We start from the raw sequence: 18465 nt of genomic DNA, 5'->3' as shown, positions 1-18465 counted from the left end.
GCATAATATGTGCATAGGGTGTGCATGGTTTCTGTATCGCCCGATTACATCCGGAAGACGCCGAATTTGGTCTCTTCGATCGGTGCGTTCAAAGCGGCCAGTAGGGAAAGATACAGAACCTCACGCGTGTCACGCGGGTCAATAATGCCGTCATCCCATAGACGTGCGGAGGCATATAATGGATGGCTTTGTTCCTCAAACATATCAATGGTGGGTTGCTTGAATGTGGCCTCTTCTTCGGCGGACCATTCCCCGCCCTGACGTTCAATCGCGTCACGTTTCACAGTCGCCAAAACGCCCGCAGCCTGTTCGCCCCCCATCACAGAAATCCGTGAATTCGGCCAAGACCACATGAAACGTGGCTGATAAGCCCTTCCAGACATGCCATAATTTCCCGCCCCAAAGGAACCACCGACAACCATCGTCACCTTCGGCACTTTCGTGGTGGCAACCGCTGTCACCATCTTGGCGCCGTGACGTGCGATGCCTTCGTTCTCGTATTTCCGGCCCACCATAAAGCCCGTGATATTCTGCAAGAACACCAGTGGGATATTGCGCTGGGAACACAGCTCAACGAAATGCGCACCCTTTTGCGCGGCCTCACTAAACAGCACACCATTATTGGCAATGATCCCGATGGGGCAGCCTTTGAGATGGGCAAATCCCGTAACCAAAGTCTCACCATAACGCGGCTTGAACTCATCAAATTTCGAGCCATCCACAACCCGGGCAATCACTTCGCGAATGTCATAAGGAGTTTTCAAATCACCCGGCACAACACCCAGAAGTTCCTCTGCGTCATACAAAGGTTCCTCAGACTCACGCCATTTCACAGTCGTGGGTTTCGTCAGGTTCAAGCTTTCGACCGCACGCCGCGCCAGCGCCAGCGCATGTGTGTCATCCTCAGCCAGGTAATCCGCAACACCAGACAGGCGCGTGTGCACATCCCCGCCACCAAGGTCCTCAGCCGTCACAACTTCGCCCGTCGCAGCCTTCACCAAAGGTGGGCCCGCGAGAAAGATAGTGCCTTGTTCCTTCACGATAATCGAGACATCAGACATGGCAGGCACATAGGCCCCGCCCGCCGTACAAGACCCCATCACAACCGCGATTTGTGCGATGCCCATGGCGGACATATTGGCTTGGTTATAGAAGATGCGACCAAAGTGATCACGATCCGGGAAAACCTCATCCTGGTTCGGCAGGTTCGCCCCGCCACTATCCACCAGATAAATACAGGGCAGACGACATTCCTGGGCGATTTCCTGGGCGCGCAGATGTTTCTTCACGCTCATCGGGTAATAAGTACCACCCTTCACGGTCGCATCATTACAGACCACCATCACGTCCTGACCATGCACTTGGCCAATCCCGGCAATCACGCCTGCGCAAGGCGCCGCACCATCATACATGCCATGGGCGGCCGTTGCGCCGATCTCAAGAAACGGGCTGCCCGGATCAAGCAGGTTCATCACCCGTTCGCGCGGCAACATCTTTCCGCGTGACAAATGCCGCGCCCGCGATTTCTCGCCCCCGCCCGCAGCCGCAGCACGCGCCGCGTCGCTGATGGTATCAATCATTTCCTCATGCGCCGCCACATTGGCTTTGAACGCATCCGAGGTTGGCAGAGCTTTGGTGGTGAGTTTCATTCAGTTTTCTCCCTTTTCAGGATCATTTTCTTGAATTATCCGTCGGGCTTCACGCGCACGACGCAGATGACTTGCGTGATGTGAGAGTTCGCAAAACTCTGGTCTCCTTCCCTCCGGAGATTCACATTCCGGATCGACAAGCATTCCTTCAGACAGGGTTTTCAACTGCCAAGGCATAAGTTCAGGATCAGAGGGAAATTGTGCAATCATTTCTGCGGTCATTTTAGTGGCTTCGGCATCCATCCACGCAAAGACTTCAGAAAAACAATCCTGTCCCAATCCAAACGGGCGGCTACACAGACGTTCCACACTGTCATAGCAACTCATTTCATACTCAAATGTGAATTGCGCTTGCACAGATCGTAATGTCTCATTGGTTTCAGCAACATCACGTTCAAAAACAGTATCCACAGCGTCAAGACACACCTGGGTATATAGGATTGTCCGTTGTCCGCTTGTCACGGACTCAGCGACCAATGTTGCAGGAAAAGCCATAGAAATCGACAAGGCGAATGCGGTCGAAAAAGAAAAATACTGCATCACAATCCCGCCATTTCAATTTCCGACGCCAAAACAAAATACTGCTGTGCCGTTTCGTTCATCAGGCAGGCCAATTGCGCCATGCCTGCGCCGGAACCATTGCCCCAAAGGGAGCGTTCAAAGGCACAGTTTGCATCGCGATAGGTGATCCAGGCCCGTTGCATATCGCGCAGGGCGTCCACTTGGTTGGGGGCACCCTCGTCGGTGTTTGCATCGTTTTCGGCAAGGCGCGTGCGCAGGTTGGTGTAGGCCTCATTTAGCAGCGCATCCCACATCTGATGTTCCGCCTGCAGACAAAAGCCCATGCCCACGGTTGATGCGCCACCCGGCGTTTCCATGCAGGCATTGGCCGAGACACCCACGCAATCGTCTTGCGACGCATGCCCGGGTTCTCCGCTCTCATAGTAACAACTCAGCGATAGGCTTTCATCAAAGCTGATGTCCTGGGCCAGAACAGGCTGCCCCAAGATCAACACAGCAAGGACAATTATGATTGGACGCATGGGCATAATATCTCTCTTGGTCAATATAAAACCAGCTTAACCCATAGCCCCCATCAACTCACGACCAATTAACATGCGGCGGATTTCACTTGTGCCAGCGCCGATCTCCATCAATTTCGCATCGCGGAACATCCGTGACACAGCGCTGTCATTCATAAAGCCCGCACCACCCATGGCTTGCACCGCTTGGTGGGCTTGCTTCATCGCTTCTTCAGACGCGTAAAGCACACAGGCGGCCGCATCCTGACGCGTCACTTCACCACGATCACAGGCCTTGGCAACCTCATAAACATAAGCCCGCGCCGAGTTCATCGCCGTATACATATCCGCGATTTTACCCTGCATCAGCTGGAAATCCCCGATGCGTTTGCCGAATTGTTTACGTTCCGCCATATAGGGCATGACCTCATCCATACAGCCCGCGATGATGCCCGTGCCGATGCCCGACAGAACCACGCGTTCATAATCGAGGCCCGACATCAAGACGTTGACGCCTTTGCCTTCTTCACCCAGCACGTTTTCAAATGGCACTTCAACGTTGTCAAACACCAGTTCTGCGGTGTTCGATCCGCGCATACCCATCTTGTCGAAATGCTTGGATGTACTGAAACCCACCATGTCTTTTTCAATGATGAATGTGGTGATGCCCTTGGGGCCAGCGTCCGGGTCGGTCTTGGCGTAAACCACCAAAGTGTCGGCGTCCGGGCCGTTGGTGATCCAGTATTTCGTGCCATTCAGTACATAGTATCCGTTACGTTTTTCCGCCTTCAGCTTCATTGACACCACGTCAGAACCAGAGCCCGCCTCAGACATCGCCAAAGCGCCTACATGCTCACCGGAAATCAGTTTCGGCAGGTATTTCTGTTTCTGTTCCTCGGTGGCATTGCGGCGGATTTGGTTCACACATAGGTTGGAATGCGCCCCATAGGACAAGGAAACCGAGGCAGACGCGCGCGCCAGTTCCTCAACAATAATCACATGCGCAAGGTATGACATCCCCGCCCCGCCGTATTCCTCAGGCGTGGTCACACCCAACAGGCCAAGTTCCCCCATTTCCTGCCAAAGTTCGGCGGGAAATTCATTGGTTTGGTCAATCTCAGCGGCCATCGGTTTGACGCGGTCCTGCGCCCAACGGTGGATCATCTCGCGCAGCGCGTTGACGTCTTCACCAAGGTCAAAATTCATCACGGCATTAAACATGGCTGGCTCCTGTTAGGCTGGTCCGGCGATATTTACACCCGCGACCCGATTTATTGAACGCTTGTTCATTTAATACGCCAAACCCACGATTCGGGTCAATGGCATGGCAAAGTGCCGTAACGTCGCAAGCTTGACTACATGCAATAAGGTATTCGTTTCCATATCACTGGCACACTGGAACCCATCCCCTAGCGCAGCCATGCAAACTGGATTAATGTCAACTAAGTGGACGAAACGGCTATTTGTTCCCCCCGCCAAATCCCTTACTGAGACAAAAAAGCTAGGAACGAAGTCATGAAAAGTCTCAATTCGAAAGTCTATGATCTGATCAACGCAAATGAACCCCAAAAATTGCGTGAACATTTGGCAAGTGGCGGCGACCCAAACTCTCCAATAAATGACCTCGGCTGGACACCATTGCAGCTAACCATCGAAATTGGCCATCACAAAATCTTTGACGTTCTTTTGGATGCAGGTGCTGACATAAACGGGTTTGATAATCACGGATTTACAGTGCTTCATCACGCCGTTGACGCAGAAGCAGACGGGGCCATACAGACTGGTGAGGTTCCTCTCCCTGAGTTTACGCACAAGCTTTTGAACAAGGGCGTAAAACTCTCACTAAAAAGCAAACGAGGAGAGACCGCGATCGATCTTGCCCGTAAATATCAGTACGATGCTTTTCTAAAGCTTGTTTCTAAGCTCTTCAACTAGCTAAAATGGGCTGCCAATGATAGATTATTCTAGCCCCCTTCCGGCTCAAAGAAGACCTTCAACAATTACACAATGGTCGGAAGCTACCCCGCCATATGCACAGCAGAGGCCTCGACCTTAGTGATCACGCGTGATTTGAGCGAAGCCGTCTGGGGCTAAGGGCAGGTCTAGGGTGCCCCTCAACACGCGGTCCTTTTAGGGCATTGCTTCACTTTTGATCTGGGCCGCCTGCCGTGGCAAGACCTGAATCAGACAAGTCCCGCTCCACCCAAGTATTTCCCTCACGCATGACAACCCTGCACCACATCATCAATCATCGTTTCAAGCAAAAATTGAAGGGATTGGGAGAGGCCCGCCAAACGCGGATAGGTGGGAAACCAAAAACACCGCCCGAAATGGAGCGGTGTTTTAATGTCGTAAATGAGCTCACTCAGCCCGTGGTAACTTTACCCGCAAGACCCTTTAAGTTTCCATCAATAATCTTGCCCATCATCATCTTCATCAAGGTCTGCCCCAACAACCACCCCAAAGGGCCGTATTTGACGCGGAAATCAAAGCTCCAAACCACCCGACTGTGACCAATGCCTGCGGACTCGACCATAATTTCGGCGGCAGCTTCGTGCAGAGGCATCGCGTCGAGTTCAGACAATTGCACGCGATACATATTGCCTTCTTCCCATTTCACGACCTCTTCGGCCATGGCGGAACCATTCTTGAAATGACAGCGCCGTTTGGCACCCAAGCCAGATTGCGCATCACTAAGCGCCTCGGTTTTCACCACTTCTGGGGCGAATTCGTCGATATGCATAAAACGGCTGAGTTCCGCCCAGACGGCGTCAGGGGTGGCTTTGATCTCGGCTGAGCGTTGAAGATGTATCACTAAAAATCCCTGTCATTGAGGTACTGGCTACTCGGTCATCCTAGCAGCCTTCGGACGTGATGTAATATCCCCCTCCTGACAGCATTCTGTCAGGAGGTTTCAGGAGAACCCATTTATTTCCACTGTTCCCCATCCCACTGGATCTGTAAGCTGCAACCACCCGGTGATGGGCACCAACGATGACCGTACCAGTTTTCGCACCTATCTTGTCCGCCCCCCACATAGCATGCCCGATTTTGTGCAATTCACCATTGAAACGCCCGATGGTCTGATGATCTGTCTTGATACCCATAAAACGGGATCCCACGCCGGAGAGTTATGTTCCGCACGCCTTGCTTGGCTGGAAGATGTCTTACAGGCCAGTCAGAAGCCCAACTATATTTTTATGCACCATCCACCACACAGCCTGCACCTGCCACGGCAAGATGAACTTTGCCTTGAAGACGGCGAAGCCTTTCTTGATCTGTTAAGCCGGCATCACAACATCAAGCATCTGTTTACGGGGCATGTGCATCGCCCAACCTGTGGCAGCGTTCGTGGCATTCCTTTTGCCACAATCGGCGCGCTGTCCTTTCAGGCCCCGCCCCCGCGCCCTGCATGGGAATGGAAGGAATTCTCTGCGCCCCGCGAAGCGCCTCATTACGCAGTTCTGCACATTGAAAACGGGGACGTCACCCTGCAATACACCCAATTCTGTGACTGGGATTTCGCGATGACAGATCCACAATAAAAGTATCGGGCCTCATATAAAAATGGCGACGCGATCCGCGCCGCCATTCTGCCAGATCATCACCGCAAATTATTGCGAAATTGCTTCCTGCAGGCTGATCTGTCCGTCGCGGTTTTTGTCGAATTCGGCCAGGATCAGCCGCGCAATCTGCGCCTCATCCATCCCGGCTTCATCTGTTTCCTCATCGGAAATGCTGACCCATTGTTCATCCATTTCCCCAAGTGCCTGCTGGCAGGCGGCACTGACATCTTCATAATCATTCGGCTCACTGCGATTCATTTCGGCCAAAACTTCGGCTTCATTCACAAAGCCATCCCCATTGGCATCCGCCATCCGAAACAGATCGACACGTTCTGCAATCATCGATGCTTCCAGTTCCGCATAAGAAATGGCACCGTCGTTGTTCACATCAATAAAATTCATTTCTTCGCGGATCATAGCCTCGGATGAGGTGGGGAATTCCTCAGCAATGCTTTCGCCTTCGCAGGCGGCTGGCAAGGTAAAATCCATACCTTCCAATTCTTGACTCCACAGGGTGTTATATTCTTCCGCTGTGACAAGGCCGTCACTGTTTAGGTCTAGTTCTGCAAAGGTCATACGTGCTTCAGCAGAGGCTGCGACCATGTTGTTGCTGCTGACAAGATAGACCGCAGCCAAGGCCGCGATCGGCAGGGCAGCGATGCTGAAACGGGATACAGATTTCGGGAAAGATTTCGCCATAACGGGCACTCCGGAGTTGTGATTGTCCGTAACGCCCGCCTGATCCTGTTCCAGAAGGTCCCGCAAATAACCACTCATCGAAAGTCCATGGTCTGCGCTTTTTTCAGCAAGGGCAGATTTCATCTCAGGAGAGACACGAATTTCAATGTTTTCAGTTTTCTTGCTCATCTCAGAACCTCTTTGACAGAACCGGAAACCGGCCGGCGTTACAGCAACCAAGCTTGTGTACCCAGTCCTGATGTTCCAGCATTTCCGTGTCAGAACAAGGGGAATTCGTGCCCGGACAGTGCAGTTATCGCATGTCCGGACACGAATTACTGGACACTTCACAGGTCTGCCAAAAGTTTCGCTGCGCGCTGACCCGACATAATCGCACCATGTGTCGTGCTGTGGTAATCCACAATCGTATGTTCCCCCGCCAGAACCAGACGCCCGCCGATAACCGGCTCAAAAGCTTTAAACTGTGCAAGCCTCCCGCCGGCCTGCGGATAGGAATAAGCCCCACGGAACAACGGATCTTGCGACCAATGCGTTGACAGGGTCGCTTCAGGTTTTCCGACTTTCGCCCCCCAGACGGACCGGAGAACCTGCAATGCATCTTTAGTCATTTCGGCCTGTGTCATCCTGTCGGCAACAGGGGCATATCCGCCAAAAGATAAGCCCAGCAGAATATTTTCATCACTGAAGGTCCGATAATTCAGCCAGTAGTTCCAGCGCCCCTTCGGCATTGTCATAATCCCGAAATACTGGGTCTCAATATCCCAGAACGGTTCCGGAAATCTGAACGCAATTTTCGTCACTGAACCAAAACCCAGTTCCTGCACCGCGTCTTTGATCTTCCCGGGCAGAGGCGGCTCAAAACTGATATCCTCAGTCTTGAGAACCCCCAATGGCACAGTGCAGACAACATAATCCGCCCATATGTCATCAACTGATACGCCTGCTGCACCATACCGTATCCGCGAAACCGGGCTGTTCAACCGAATGTCCAGCCCTTCGGCCAGCGGCGCAAGGATACGGTCATAGCCTTCGGTAAAGATGACGTCCGCCCCCTCAAAGGTGGAATCGGCAAATCCATTGGCCACAGATATGTCTTCAATGCCCGCACCGATTGAAAACTCTGCAAATGCAGAAAGCGCCCAATTCAGAGCAGGATCACGCAGGGCAGAAGGATCTGTGTCCGCCAGAAGATCGTACACACTGCGATGATCACCAAGCTGCGCCCTCCTGAACAGTTTTCTGGAAAAATTTTTCGTGAATTCATCAATTTTTCTATACCCGTCTTCGTCTAGTTCAAGACCGTTCTGATCAAAAACCTGCAGGCTTTCGTCCTCTGTCACAACTGTCTGTGCACCAACTTTCTCAGCCAGTTTCTGAACCGGATTGTCCTGATCTGGCCCATGTATCCAACCTGCACCATATTCAAACGGCGCCCCCAGAGACATATCAGTGCGAACCCGTCCCCCGATGCAATTCCCGGCTTCAAGAACAGTCACATCCGCCCCAGTGCCCTGCAACTCCCGCGCCGCCGCCAGCCCAGCCAACCCCGCGCCGACAACAATCACCTTCCTCCCCCGCATGGCATGAGTCGGGGCCGCACAGCCCAGCTGGCCCAGAAATGCAGCCACACTCATCCCAAGCGCTGTTCTTCGTGTTAATTTCGTCATTGCTTCTGCCCTCATTGCATTACCGCCCAAGGGTTGTGATGCCCCAAACTCAGAGACCTCATTCAGCAGCAGAAAACAGAAATGCAAGAAATCTCGTGTCCTGACACCCGGATTTCAGGCGCATTTCGTGTCCGGACAAAAACACGCGGACATCACGCGCAACCGGCCTGCCAGACTGCAGAAACTTCACCCCGGATGATCCGGGCAATCTGGGCGCAATCTTCAGGGCTGAAGGTCAGCGGCAAGCGCAGATCAAGGATGCCTTTCAGCACACGATCACTGTCTGGCATCGCCTCACTCGGGGCATAGCGCCAGCTGTCATAGCGCGAGGTAAAGCCCGCAGGTTCCGCACCGCCGAACCATTTCAGCTCCACACCACGTTTCAGGCAACGGGCGACCACATCATCGATCGCGTCCTCTGACCAATCAAGCAGCAGGAACTGGAAGCTGGAGGCGACATAGGCTTCAGCCACCGGGCGGTTGATCAGGGTCAGGCCGGTGGTGTCATTCAGGATTTCTTCAACCACCTTATAACGAACATTCCAGCGCGCGCACTGCTGATCAAGGTCGCGCAACTGCACACGCAGGATCGCAGCACGCAGATGGTCCATGCGGCCGGAAATATTCGGGGTCTGGTATTTGGTTTCGGTGAAATATTCAGGCCCAGGTGCTGCCAAATGGCGTTCAAACAACATGTAACTGCCTGACAGTATCGTCGCCTTTGCCATCAATTCCGGATCATCGGAAATCAGCAAACCGCCTTCGCCAGAATTCAAGTGTTTATAGGTCTGTGTAGAATAAGCCGCCATCACACCGTGACGCCCGGAAAGAACCCCATTCCAGCGCGCGCCCATGGTGTGGGCGCAGTCTTCAATCACTTGAACGTCCAATGCGTTACACAGCATCATCAGATCATCCATGTCACAGATATGCCCGCGCATGTGGGACAGTAAAAGGATCCGCGAACCGGTGGCTTTGATCTTGGCCTCAAGGTCAGGCAGATCAATCACAAGACCTTCGGTCACGCCTACGAACACCGGCACCCCACCTGTGGATGCAATCGCACCGGGCACCGGGGCCAGGGTAAAGGCATTGGTAAGCACGGGTTCCCCCGGTGCCACGCCAAGGGCGCGCAGGGCTGTGGCGATGGCATAACCGCCAGAGGATACCGCAAGGCAATATTTGCTGCCCATATATGCCGCAAATTCCTGCTCCAGCAGCGCGACTTCGCCGTCTTCACCTTCCCCAACATTATAGCGATGCAGCCGGCCAGACCGCATAACATTCACCGCGGCTTCGATCGCCTCATCCGAAATCGGTTCCTGCTGGGTAAAATTGCCCTTGAAAACGTCGTTCATATCCAAATCCTTTCAGCCAATCAGCCCCGCCACCACATCCTGCAAGTCATCATAATGGGTCAGCACTGCGTCCGGTTGTAATTCTTTAACCTTTTCACCGTCAGGGCCAAAAGTCACAAGCAACGAAGCCACGCCCGCAGCCCGGGCCGTGTTATGATCCGTGATCGTATCCCCCACCAGCACTGTGCGCGAAATATCGCCGCCGAGACGCTTCACGCATTCGATCAAAGGCATGGGGTGGGGTTTGCGTTCACTTAAAGTGTCGGCCCCGATCAGCGCATCAAACAGGTCACGCACACCAAGACGTTGCAACAGCGTTTCCGCGAGACCTTCTGGTTTATTGGTGCAAATGCCCACCGCATATCCCGCATCCCGCAACTGACCAATCGCATCAACTGCCCCTGGGAACATCCGGGTGTAAACATCAATGTTTTCAGCGTAATATTCCAGAAGGCGTGGGTAATCATCCAGAACCATTGCTTCATCTGCCTGGCCGAAATGACATGTGAAACCCGCCGTCAGCATGGCCCGCCCGCCTTTCATCCCAATGCCCTTGTCAGTCTCAGGATCAAGAAGGTCACCAAGCCCGCGCGCCCGGAAACAAGCATTCGCTGCATGGATCAGATCCGCCCCGGTATCCGCCAGTGTTCCGTCCAGATCAAACACAACTGTACGCATCATTTTCCCCTGCCTATGTCCGCCCGGCGATATTCCGCGCGTGAATTGTAACGAAGCGTAAAGGTTTTTGACCGTCCCGCCCCTTGCTTATGTCTCAACAAGGCTTAAAACCCCCGACAACAGAAAGAAAGAGGCACATCTATGTCCGCGAACAAAAACACTGCCCTGATCATCCTCGCCGCCGGTCGCGGAACACGGATGAATTCGGAACTGCCCAAGGTTCTGCACCCCCTTGGCGGCGTGCCTTTGGTTGTGCATGCGATGGACAGCGCAGACCTTGCCGAACCGGAACGCACAATTATTGTTGCGGGCCATGGTGCGGATGCGGTGACAAAAGCCGTGCGTGAATACGATGAAAATGCCGAAGTCGTTTTGCAGGAAGAACAGCTGGGCACAGGCCATGCGGTTATGCAGGCCCAACCCGCACTGGCTGATTTTGACGGTGATGTTTTGGTCCTGTTTGGCGACACACCTTTCATCAGCAAAGACACCATCGAAAAACTGCTGTTGGCACGTGCCAACAGTGATGTTGTGCTTCTGGGGATGGATTGTGCTGATCCGAAACGCTACGGGCGTCTGGTTACCGATGGCGACAGTCTGGAACGTGTGGTGGAATATAAAGATGCATCACCTCAGGAACGCCGCATAACCCTTTGTAACGGTGGTATTGTTGCTGCTGACACAAAGCTATTGTTTGAACTGCTTGATCAGGTCTCAAATGACAATGCCAGTGGTGAATATTACCTGCCGGATGTGGTTTTTCATGCCCGTCAACGCGGGTTGTCAGCAGGTTATGTTGTCTGCAGCGAGGCTGAAACCCAAGGCATCAATACCCGTGCGGATTTGGCCATTGCAGAAAAGCTGTTTCAGGATAAAAAGCGTACCGAAACAATGGACAATGGTGTGACACTGTCCGCACCTGATACCGTGTTTTTCAGCTACGACACTGTGATCGGACGTGACGCACTGATTGAACCCAATGTGGTCTTTGGCCCAGGCGTAACCGTGGAAAGCGACGCGCAGATCCGGGCATTCAGTCACCTAGAAGGTTGTCATGTATCGCGCGGCGCGCAGATCGGCCCTTATGCCCGTCTGCGTCCTGGTGCAGAACTGTCTGAATTCACCCGCATTGGCAACTTTGTTGAGGTGAAAAATGCGCAGATCCATGAAGGTGCGAAGGTCAATCACCTGTCCTATATCGGTGACGCTGAAATTGGTGCGCATAGCAACATTGGTGCGGGCACCATCACCTGCAACTATGACGGCGTGATGAAACATAAAACCACCATCGGCGAACGCGCCTTTATCGGATCCAACACCATGTTGGTGGCTCCGGTAAATGTGGGAGATGAGGCCATGACAGCCTCTGGTTCCGTGATCACATCGGATGTGGAAGCCGGTGCGCTGGCTGTGGCCCGTGCGCGTCAGGACGTAAAACCTGGCCTTGCACGTCGTTTGATGGATAAGCTGAAAGCAATTAAAGCGAAAAAAGGGTAAAGTCATGTGTGGAATTGTTGGGGTGCTTGGCACCCATGAAGTTGCCCCGATCTTGGTTGAGGCCCTGAAGCGTCTGGAATATCGCGGCTATGACAGCGCGGGCATTGCCACTGTGAACAAAGGTGCGCTTGATCGCCGCCGGGCTGTCGGTAAACTGGTGAACCTGTCCGATGAACTTGTGCACAACCCGCTTGCTGGCAAGTCTGGCATCGGCCACACCCGCTGGGCCACCCATGGCGCACCGACCGTTGACAACGCCCATCCCCACCAGGCGGGGCCCGTAGCCGTGGTGCACAACGGTATTATCGAGAATTTCCGTGAATTGCGCGAAGAACTGGCCGCCGCCGGGGTTGATTTCGTCACCGAAACAGACACAGAAACCGTAGCCCTACTCACCGAACAGGCGATGAAATCCGGCCTATCCCCGGTTGAAGCCGCCCGCAGCGTCACCGCCCGTCTGGAAGGCGCTTTTGCCCTGTGTTTCCTGTTTGAAGGCGAACAGGATCTGATGGTTGCCACACGTATGGGGTCGCCCCTGGCCATTGGTCATGGCGACGGAGAAATGTTCGTAGGTTCTGATGCATTTGCCCTGGCGCCGATGACGGCCGACATCACCTACTTGGAAGAAGGCGATTTTGCCGTTCTCACCCGCACCAGTCATGAAATTCGTGACGCAAACGGCACACTGGCCAACCGCAAAAAACAACGTATCAACCTGGACGCCACCCGCGTGGAAAAAGGCGGCCATAAACACTTCATGGCCAAAGAAATTTTTGAACAACCCACCGTTCTGGGCGCTGCCATCGGTCATTACGCCCCAGATACGGGTTTGAATCTGCCAGCAGAAACACCTGATTTCAAAAATATTTCCCGCGTCACCATGGTGGCCTGCGGCACGGCCTATCTGGCCTGCCTGACAGCCAAATACTGGTTCGAACAGATCGCGCGCCTGCCGGTCGAAGTCGATATCGCATCTGAATTCCGTTACCGCGAACCACCCCTGCCTGACGGAACAGTTGCCTTATTTGTCAGCCAGTCCGGCGAAACCGCCGACACGCTCGCGGCGTTAAAATACGCTCAGGGCAAGGCAGATACGATCATCTCTGTGGTCAACGTTCCGGAAAGCTCCATCGCGCGTGAAAGCGATCTGATCCTGCCGATCTTGGCTGGCGCGGAAATCTCCGTGGCCTCAACCAAGGCATTCACCTGCCAGTTGCTGGTTCTCGCAACGCTTGCCCTGAAAGCCGCCCATGACCGTGGAGAGTTGGATGAAGCGGGCCTTGCGGAAAAGCTTGCGCATCTGCGCAGCTTGCCCGGCCTCATCAATCAATCTTTGGCCATTGAAGACAGTGTGAAAAACGCGGCCTATAAGGCTGCTCAGGCCCGTGACGTTCTGTTCCTTGGCCGTGGCCCGCTGTATCCACTGGCCCTTGAAGGTGCGCTAAAACTCAAGGAACTCAGCTACATACACGCGGAAGGTTATGCATCTGGCGAACTCAAGCACGGCCCAATCGCCCTGATTGACGACAGCGTTCCCGTGGTTGTAATGGCCCCGACCGACCCACTGTTTGATAAGACCATTTCTAACGTACAAGAAGTCATGGCACGGGGCGGTCGCATCACGCTGATTACGGATGCTCAGGGCGCGCGTGCCGGATCAGATGGCGTCGAACATTTGATCACCATGCCGCCCTGCGATCCTTTCATCGCACCTATCCTTTACGCTGTGCCCGCACAGCTTTTAGCCTATCACACCGCGATTGCCAAAGGCACTGACGTGGACCAGCCCCGCAACCTCGCAAAATCGGTGACCGTAGAATGATGACTGCAGATGAAGCCCTAAAAGAACTCGTGCCCCATGTGGTCGCGGGCAAAGATGCCCAAATGCAGGCATTTCACAAAGCCGAACGCATTTATCTGGGCGTGCCCAATGCAGCGATTGACGCGGCTCAAAAAACTTGGCGCGAACAGATGTCCGTGGAAGAGCGCGTGGAACTGGCCCGCGCCCTGTGGGACAGTGACGTGTTTGAAGGACGCATCGCGGCTGCAAAACTGCTGACCCAGGCCCGCCTGCGGCCCGATGATCAGGCATGGTCCCTGCTGCAATCCTGGGTCACCCAGATCGATTGTCAGGCCATCGCGGATCTGGTCGCGACCGCCGTACAGAAACGCCTCGTTGCAGATCCATCCCGCATTGAAACCGTGCGCGCTTGGACCGAATCTGAAAACCTCTGGACTAAATGCGCAGCCCTTGACGCCACCCTGCCCTGGGCCAAACTGAACAACCTGAAAGAGGTGGATGAAGCCATCCGCACAGAGGCCCTGACATGGGCCGCGACCTATATGGCGGACACCACCTGGGCAACACAAAAAGCGGTCACAATTTGGCTGACATCTTTGGCGAAACATGATGCAGAGCGCGTGAAAACTATCCTTGCGGATCACGGCGAGGTCTTACGCCCATCCCTGCGCAAAGATATCGAAAAACGCCTGAAGTAATTAATCTAGAGGCAAAGTAATCAATCTGATGGTTTGTCCAAACCACTGACGCATGAACCCAGACCACCTGCGTATTCGGCTTTGAAATTTATCGGTCTCAATGTGATCTCCCTGCGACGCAAGCATCGGAGATCACATTGTCTACATCACACGCAGCCCCTCAGCGCTACGCATTCCCCCTACGCATCTTACACTGGCTTATGGCCTTGGGGTTTCTTTTCATGTGGGGTTGCGGTTTTGCCATGACCAATCTCGTGCCCGAAGACAGCGCATGGGAAGAAACTCTCTTTGGGCTTCATATCTCTGTCGGTGTTACGTTGATCGCGTTCCTTGCCACGCGCCTTCTTATACGCATGCGCACGCAGCACCCAGACCTTCCCGCAGATATGGCTCCCCCAGAACGCAAACTTGCCCATGTCGCGCATATCGCGCTGTATCTCGTACCAGCCCTTGTCATGGCCGCTGGCTGGGCCGAGGTCGACCTTGGTGGTCACGGCGTCACTTGGTTCGGCATCCCAATGCCGCAGATCTTCCCCGCCAGCCTTGTGCCAAATATTGCAGAACCAGAAGAGATCGCCGAGCTCCTACACCTCTGGCTGGCCTATGGTATGCTGGCTTTAGTCTTAGGGCATATCCTGGCGGTTGTGAAACATAAACTCATCGATGGACACAACCTGTTGCCCCGTATTTCCCTGGGCAAAAATCAAGATAACGGCTAAAATACCGCGCCTAGGGATAGGGGTTTCTCACACATTTGACGGCAATGTCAGTGCAGTGCCCCTCCGGAAACCACAACGGAACGAGGCCCCACAAACAGGGCGAAATAAGAGCTTCCTCACCGGGTTTAACCAGCCCGGTCTCACTCTCCGTATGGGCGATACCGTCATCTTATTAACGGCCGATCACTATTATATTTAAAGCAGTGGCAACCGGACAGAGTACACTCACCCCATGTCTTCATCTTGCCCTAAATACTCCGGGGGACTCCGCTGCAAGCGGATGGGGGCTGGCCCCCGACCTGTGTTCTCAATCCTCACGCAAAGCACGGCGCAGGATCTTCCCCGTCGCCGTCATCGGCAGACTGTCCCGACGTTCAATCGTTTTCGGCGCAACATGTGGACTGACATGGGATTTCACACGATCAATCAGCGCACGTTCAAGCCCGCCCCATAGTGCGCCTTCGCGCAACACAACAAAAGCTTTCACAGCCTGCCCCCGGATTTCATCCGGCACGCCAATCACCGCAGCCATAATCACGTCGTCATGGCCAGTCAAACAGTCCTCAATCTCGCTTGGCCCAATGCGATAACCAGCTGAGGAAATCACATCATCTGAACGTGATGCAAAACGAATCCATTTCCCGTCCATCACGCCCAAATCACCGGTACGCAGCCAGCCGTCACGAAATTTCTCTGCCGTGTCCTCCGGTTTATTCCAGTAACGCAGCATCATCACAGGATCCGGCGCTTTCACGCAGATTTCTCCGACCTCACCATCCGCAACAGACAGACCATCCTCACCGATAATCGCCAGCTCATGCCCGGGCACCGCAGTGCCGATCCAGCCGTCTCGCGTAATGCCTGCACTGCGAATGGACCCCGCCACAAGGTTGCATTCCGTTTGGCCGTACATTTCATTCACATCCGCGCCAAAGGCGTCTTTCGCCCAGGAAATCAGATCCGCCCCAAGACTTTCACCACCCGAAGAAATCACTCGCACGCCAAGTCCGGCAGGCACATCTTCCTTACGCATCATTTTCAAGGCCGTCGGCGGCAAAAACATCACATTTGCGCCTGTCGCCCGGATCAGATCATAGGCGCCAACAGGGGTAAACTTCCGCATCCGATGACTGACCAGCGGCAAGCCGAAATACAGCGCAGGCATGGCCAAATCCATCAAGGCACCAATCCAAGCCCAATCCGCAGGTGTCCAGCAAATGTCACCCTGATGCGGAAAGAAATCATAATACATTTCGACCGACGGCAAATGCCCGATCAGGAAACGATGTGCATGCAACGCCCCTTTGGGGGATCCCGTGGTGCCCGAGGTATAGATCAAACAGGCCGGATCATCGGCTAAAGTTGCAACCGACACAGGCGTTGTCTCGGCCTCCTCAAGTTCTTCATGAAAATCAAACACATCAAAATCAGTTTCATCAACACAGAACACCGCCTGCAATTCCGGCAAATCGCCCTCAATCGCTTCTAGATGCTCCAGTGTTTCGGCAGATGTCACAGCGATCCGCGCCCCTGAATCCGCCAGACGATATTCCAGCGCATCCGGGCCAAACAGCGCAAACAAAGGCAAGGCCACAGCCCCCAGTTTATAGGCGGCAAAATGACTGATCAGGGCTTCGGGACATTGCGACAGGATTATCGCCACACGATCCCCCCGCGCGACACCCTGCGCACGAAACACATGCGCCATGCGATTGGCGGCCTCTTCCAACTGGGCATAACTCCAGATTTCCTGACTGCCATCTTCATGGATATGGATCAGCGCCGTTGCATTGGGTGTGGCCTTGGCGTGACGTGTAACGCAGGCCTCGGCAATATTGAAACTCTCCGGCACATCCCAATTAAACTCTGCCAGCGATTTCGCCCAGTCCCCAGGATGCTTCAGCCTGCGATCTGTTTGTTCATATGCCATGTCGTCTCTCCCCATCCCCTGCAAATTGAACAGGTGTTCAGTAACTTTGCCGCCTGCGGCAAAATCTGTCAATTACCTGTTATTAACGCCCTCACGTCGCAGTTGCGCTTGCTGCGCCCTGCCCGCATGCTTACATAGGTTGTATGACACAGACAGACACAGCCAGCCCCGTCCTGATCGACCCATTCGAACGCCGTGTGAATTACCTGCGGGTGTCCGTCACGGACCGTTGTGATTTCCGCTGTGTCTATTGTATGTCTGAACACATGACCTTCCTGCCCAAGGCTGATCTTTTGACCTTGGAAGAACTGGATCGTCTTTGTTCTGCCTTCATTGGCATGGGCGTCGAAAAATTGCGCATCACAGGTGGCGAACCTCTTGTGCGCAAAGGGATTATGACATTTTTCGAAGGCATGTCGCGTCACTTGGACAGCGGTGCGCTGAAAGAATTAACACTGACCACCAATGGATCGCAGCTCGCCCGTTTTGCCCAGCCTTTATATGATGCCGGTGTGCGGCGGGTGAATGTGTCGCTTGATACGCTGGACAATGATAAATTTGCCGAAATCACCCGCTGGGGCCGACTGTCGCAGGTGTTGAAGGGCATTGATGCCGCGCGTGATGCAGGCCTGCGGGTCAAGCTGAATGCAGTCGCCGTGAAAGGGTTCAACGACAGCGAGCTGTTCGACCTGACCCAATTCTGCGCCGAACGTGATATGGATCTGACCTTTATCGAGGTTATGCCCATGGGCGAAGACATTGAAAACGCGGCACGCCTGGGTCAGTTCTGGTCTTTGAATGATCTGCGTGATGACCTTGCAAAACGCTATACACTGACGGATCTTGCAGAACGGTCCGGCGGCCCTGCGCGTTATATGCGCGTGGAAGAAACCGGGCAAAAAATCGGTCTTATCACGCCCCTGTCCCATAATTTCTGCGAAAGCTGTAATCGTGTGCGCGTAACGTGCACCGGTGAGATTTACACATGCCTTGGCCAAGAAGGCAAAAGCGATCTGCGGTCCGCCCTGCGCGCCAACACAGAAAATAATGCACCGCTTGAAGCCGCCATTCGACATGCCATCGGACTAAAACCTAAAGGCCATGATTTTGACTATTCCCGCCAGGACGTCGGCGGAAAAATGACTCGCCACATGAGTCACACAGGCGGCTAAAAAATAAAG

17 protein-coding genes are annotated in these 18465 nt (G+C 54.0%); 7 read left to right on the top strand and 10 right to left on the bottom strand.

Annotated features, from left to right (window positions below; all coding sequences use genetic code 11):
• Positions 1-44: 44 nt before the first annotated feature.
• The 4 genes from ACPGUT_RS06630 to ACPGUT_RS06615 are packed head-to-tail and all read right to left on the bottom strand — an operon-like array spanning position 45 to position 3892.
• Entirely contained in the window at positions 45-1649 is a 1605-nt protein-coding gene (locus ACPGUT_RS06630; RefSeq protein ID WP_423989635.1) for a carboxyl transferase domain-containing protein, read from the bottom strand.
• Complete coding sequence (locus ACPGUT_RS06625; RefSeq protein ID WP_423989633.1) at positions 1650-2189, bottom strand: hypothetical protein; 540 nt, start codon at positions 2187-2189, stop codon at positions 1650-1652.
• Positions 2189-2698, bottom strand: coding sequence for a lysozyme inhibitor LprI family protein (locus ACPGUT_RS06620; RefSeq protein WP_423989631.1), 510 nt, complete (start codon positions 2696-2698; stop codon positions 2189-2191). The genes ACPGUT_RS06625 and ACPGUT_RS06620 overlap by 1 nt, the downstream gene beginning before the upstream one ends.
• Before the next feature lie 30 nt (positions 2699-2728).
• Positions 2729-3892: an isovaleryl-CoA dehydrogenase gene (locus tag ACPGUT_RS06615; protein ID WP_423989629.1), complete on the bottom strand. Its 1164-nt coding sequence runs from the start codon at positions 3890-3892 to the stop codon at positions 2729-2731.
• Between the two features lie 294 nt (positions 3893-4186).
• On the opposite strand from ACPGUT_RS06615, the gene ACPGUT_RS06610 reads away from it, so the two are divergent.
• Positions 4187-4606 carry an ankyrin repeat domain-containing protein gene (locus tag ACPGUT_RS06610; RefSeq protein WP_423989627.1) on the top strand — a complete coding sequence of 140 codons (420 nt, stop codon included), beginning with the start codon at positions 4187-4189 and terminating at the stop codon, positions 4604-4606.
• Positions 4607-5036: 430 nt separating this feature from the next.
• On the opposite strand, the gene ACPGUT_RS06605 is transcribed toward ACPGUT_RS06610, so the two are convergent.
• Positions 5037-5486 (bottom strand): SRPBCC family protein, encoded by a 450-nt coding sequence (locus ACPGUT_RS06605; protein WP_423989625.1) that lies wholly within the window; start codon positions 5484-5486, stop codon positions 5037-5039.
• A 166-nt stretch (positions 5487-5652) separates the two neighbouring features.
• Here ACPGUT_RS06605 and ACPGUT_RS06600 point away from each other — a divergent pair, with 166 nt between their 5' ends.
• A complete protein-coding gene (locus ACPGUT_RS06600) occupies positions 5653-6216 on the top strand; it encodes a hypothetical protein (protein ID WP_423989623.1) in 564 nt (187 codons plus the stop codon).
• A gap of 69 nt (positions 6217-6285) precedes the next feature.
• Here ACPGUT_RS06600 and ACPGUT_RS06595 read toward each other — a convergent pair whose 3' ends face one another.
• The 4 genes from ACPGUT_RS06595 to ACPGUT_RS06580 all read right to left on the bottom strand — a co-directional run bounded on the left by ACPGUT_RS06595 (position 6286) and on the right by ACPGUT_RS06580 (position 10639).
• Positions 6286-7104 carry an EF-hand domain-containing protein gene (locus tag ACPGUT_RS06595; protein WP_423989621.1) on the bottom strand — a complete coding sequence of 273 codons (819 nt, stop codon included), beginning with the start codon at positions 7102-7104 and terminating at the stop codon, positions 6286-6288.
• Positions 7105-7262: 158 nt separating this feature from the next.
• Positions 7263-8603, bottom strand: coding sequence for a flavin monoamine oxidase family protein (locus tag ACPGUT_RS06590; protein ID WP_423989619.1), 1341 nt, complete (start codon positions 8601-8603; stop codon positions 7263-7265).
• Between the two features lie 152 nt (positions 8604-8755).
• Positions 8756-9961, bottom strand: coding sequence for a DegT/DnrJ/EryC1/StrS family aminotransferase (locus ACPGUT_RS06585; RefSeq protein ID WP_423989617.1), 1206 nt, complete (start codon positions 9959-9961; stop codon positions 8756-8758).
• A gap of 12 nt (positions 9962-9973) precedes the next feature.
• Positions 9974-10639, bottom strand: coding sequence for an HAD-IA family hydrolase (locus ACPGUT_RS06580; protein WP_423989615.1), 666 nt, complete (start codon positions 10637-10639; stop codon positions 9974-9976).
• A gap of 141 nt (positions 10640-10780) precedes the next feature.
• Here ACPGUT_RS06580 and glmU point away from each other — a divergent pair, with 141 nt between their 5' ends.
• The 4 genes from glmU to ACPGUT_RS06560 all read left to right on the top strand — a co-directional run bounded on the left by glmU (position 10781) and on the right by ACPGUT_RS06560 (position 15354).
• Positions 10781-12136 (top strand): bifunctional UDP-N-acetylglucosamine diphosphorylase/glucosamine-1-phosphate N-acetyltransferase GlmU, encoded by a 1356-nt coding sequence (glmU, locus tag ACPGUT_RS06575; RefSeq protein WP_423989613.1) that lies wholly within the window; start codon positions 10781-10783, stop codon positions 12134-12136.
• Positions 12137-12140: 4 nt separating this feature from the next.
• Positions 12141-13958, top strand: a complete 1818-nt coding sequence (gene glmS / locus ACPGUT_RS06570; RefSeq protein WP_423989611.1) for a glutamine--fructose-6-phosphate transaminase (isomerizing) — start codon at positions 12141-12143, stop codon at positions 13956-13958.
• Entirely contained in the window at positions 13955-14635 is a 681-nt protein-coding gene (locus ACPGUT_RS06565) for a DNA alkylation repair protein (protein WP_423989609.1), read from the top strand. Before glmS ends, ACPGUT_RS06565 begins: the two co-directional genes overlap by 4 nt.
• A 137-nt stretch (positions 14636-14772) precedes the next feature.
• The gene (locus ACPGUT_RS06560) at positions 14773-15354 is read left to right on the top strand and encodes a cytochrome b (protein ID WP_423989607.1); all 582 of its coding nucleotides are present in this window, start codon (positions 14773-14775) and stop codon (positions 15352-15354) included.
• 307 nt (positions 15355-15661) lie between these two features.
• Here the strand turns inward: ACPGUT_RS06560 and ACPGUT_RS06555 are convergent, their stop codons facing one another.
• Positions 15662-17284, bottom strand: coding sequence for an AMP-binding protein (locus ACPGUT_RS06555; RefSeq protein WP_423989605.1), 1623 nt, complete (start codon positions 17282-17284; stop codon positions 15662-15664).
• 143 nt (positions 17285-17427) lie between these two features.
• On the opposite strand from ACPGUT_RS06555, the gene moaA reads away from it, so the two are divergent.
• On the top strand, positions 17428-18456 hold the full coding sequence (moaA, locus tag ACPGUT_RS06550) for a GTP 3',8-cyclase MoaA (RefSeq protein ID WP_423989604.1): 1029 nt from the start codon (positions 17428-17430) through the stop codon (positions 18454-18456).
• Positions 18457-18465 lie beyond the last annotated feature (9 nt).

The sequence above is a fragment of the Halocynthiibacter sp. genome (genome assembly GCF_049608145.1).
Taxonomy (GTDB): Bacteria; Pseudomonadota; Alphaproteobacteria; order Rhodobacterales; family Rhodobacteraceae; genus Halocynthiibacter.
Note: the sequence above shows the minus strand (reverse complement) of the source record. Positions and strands in the feature narration are given on the sequence as shown.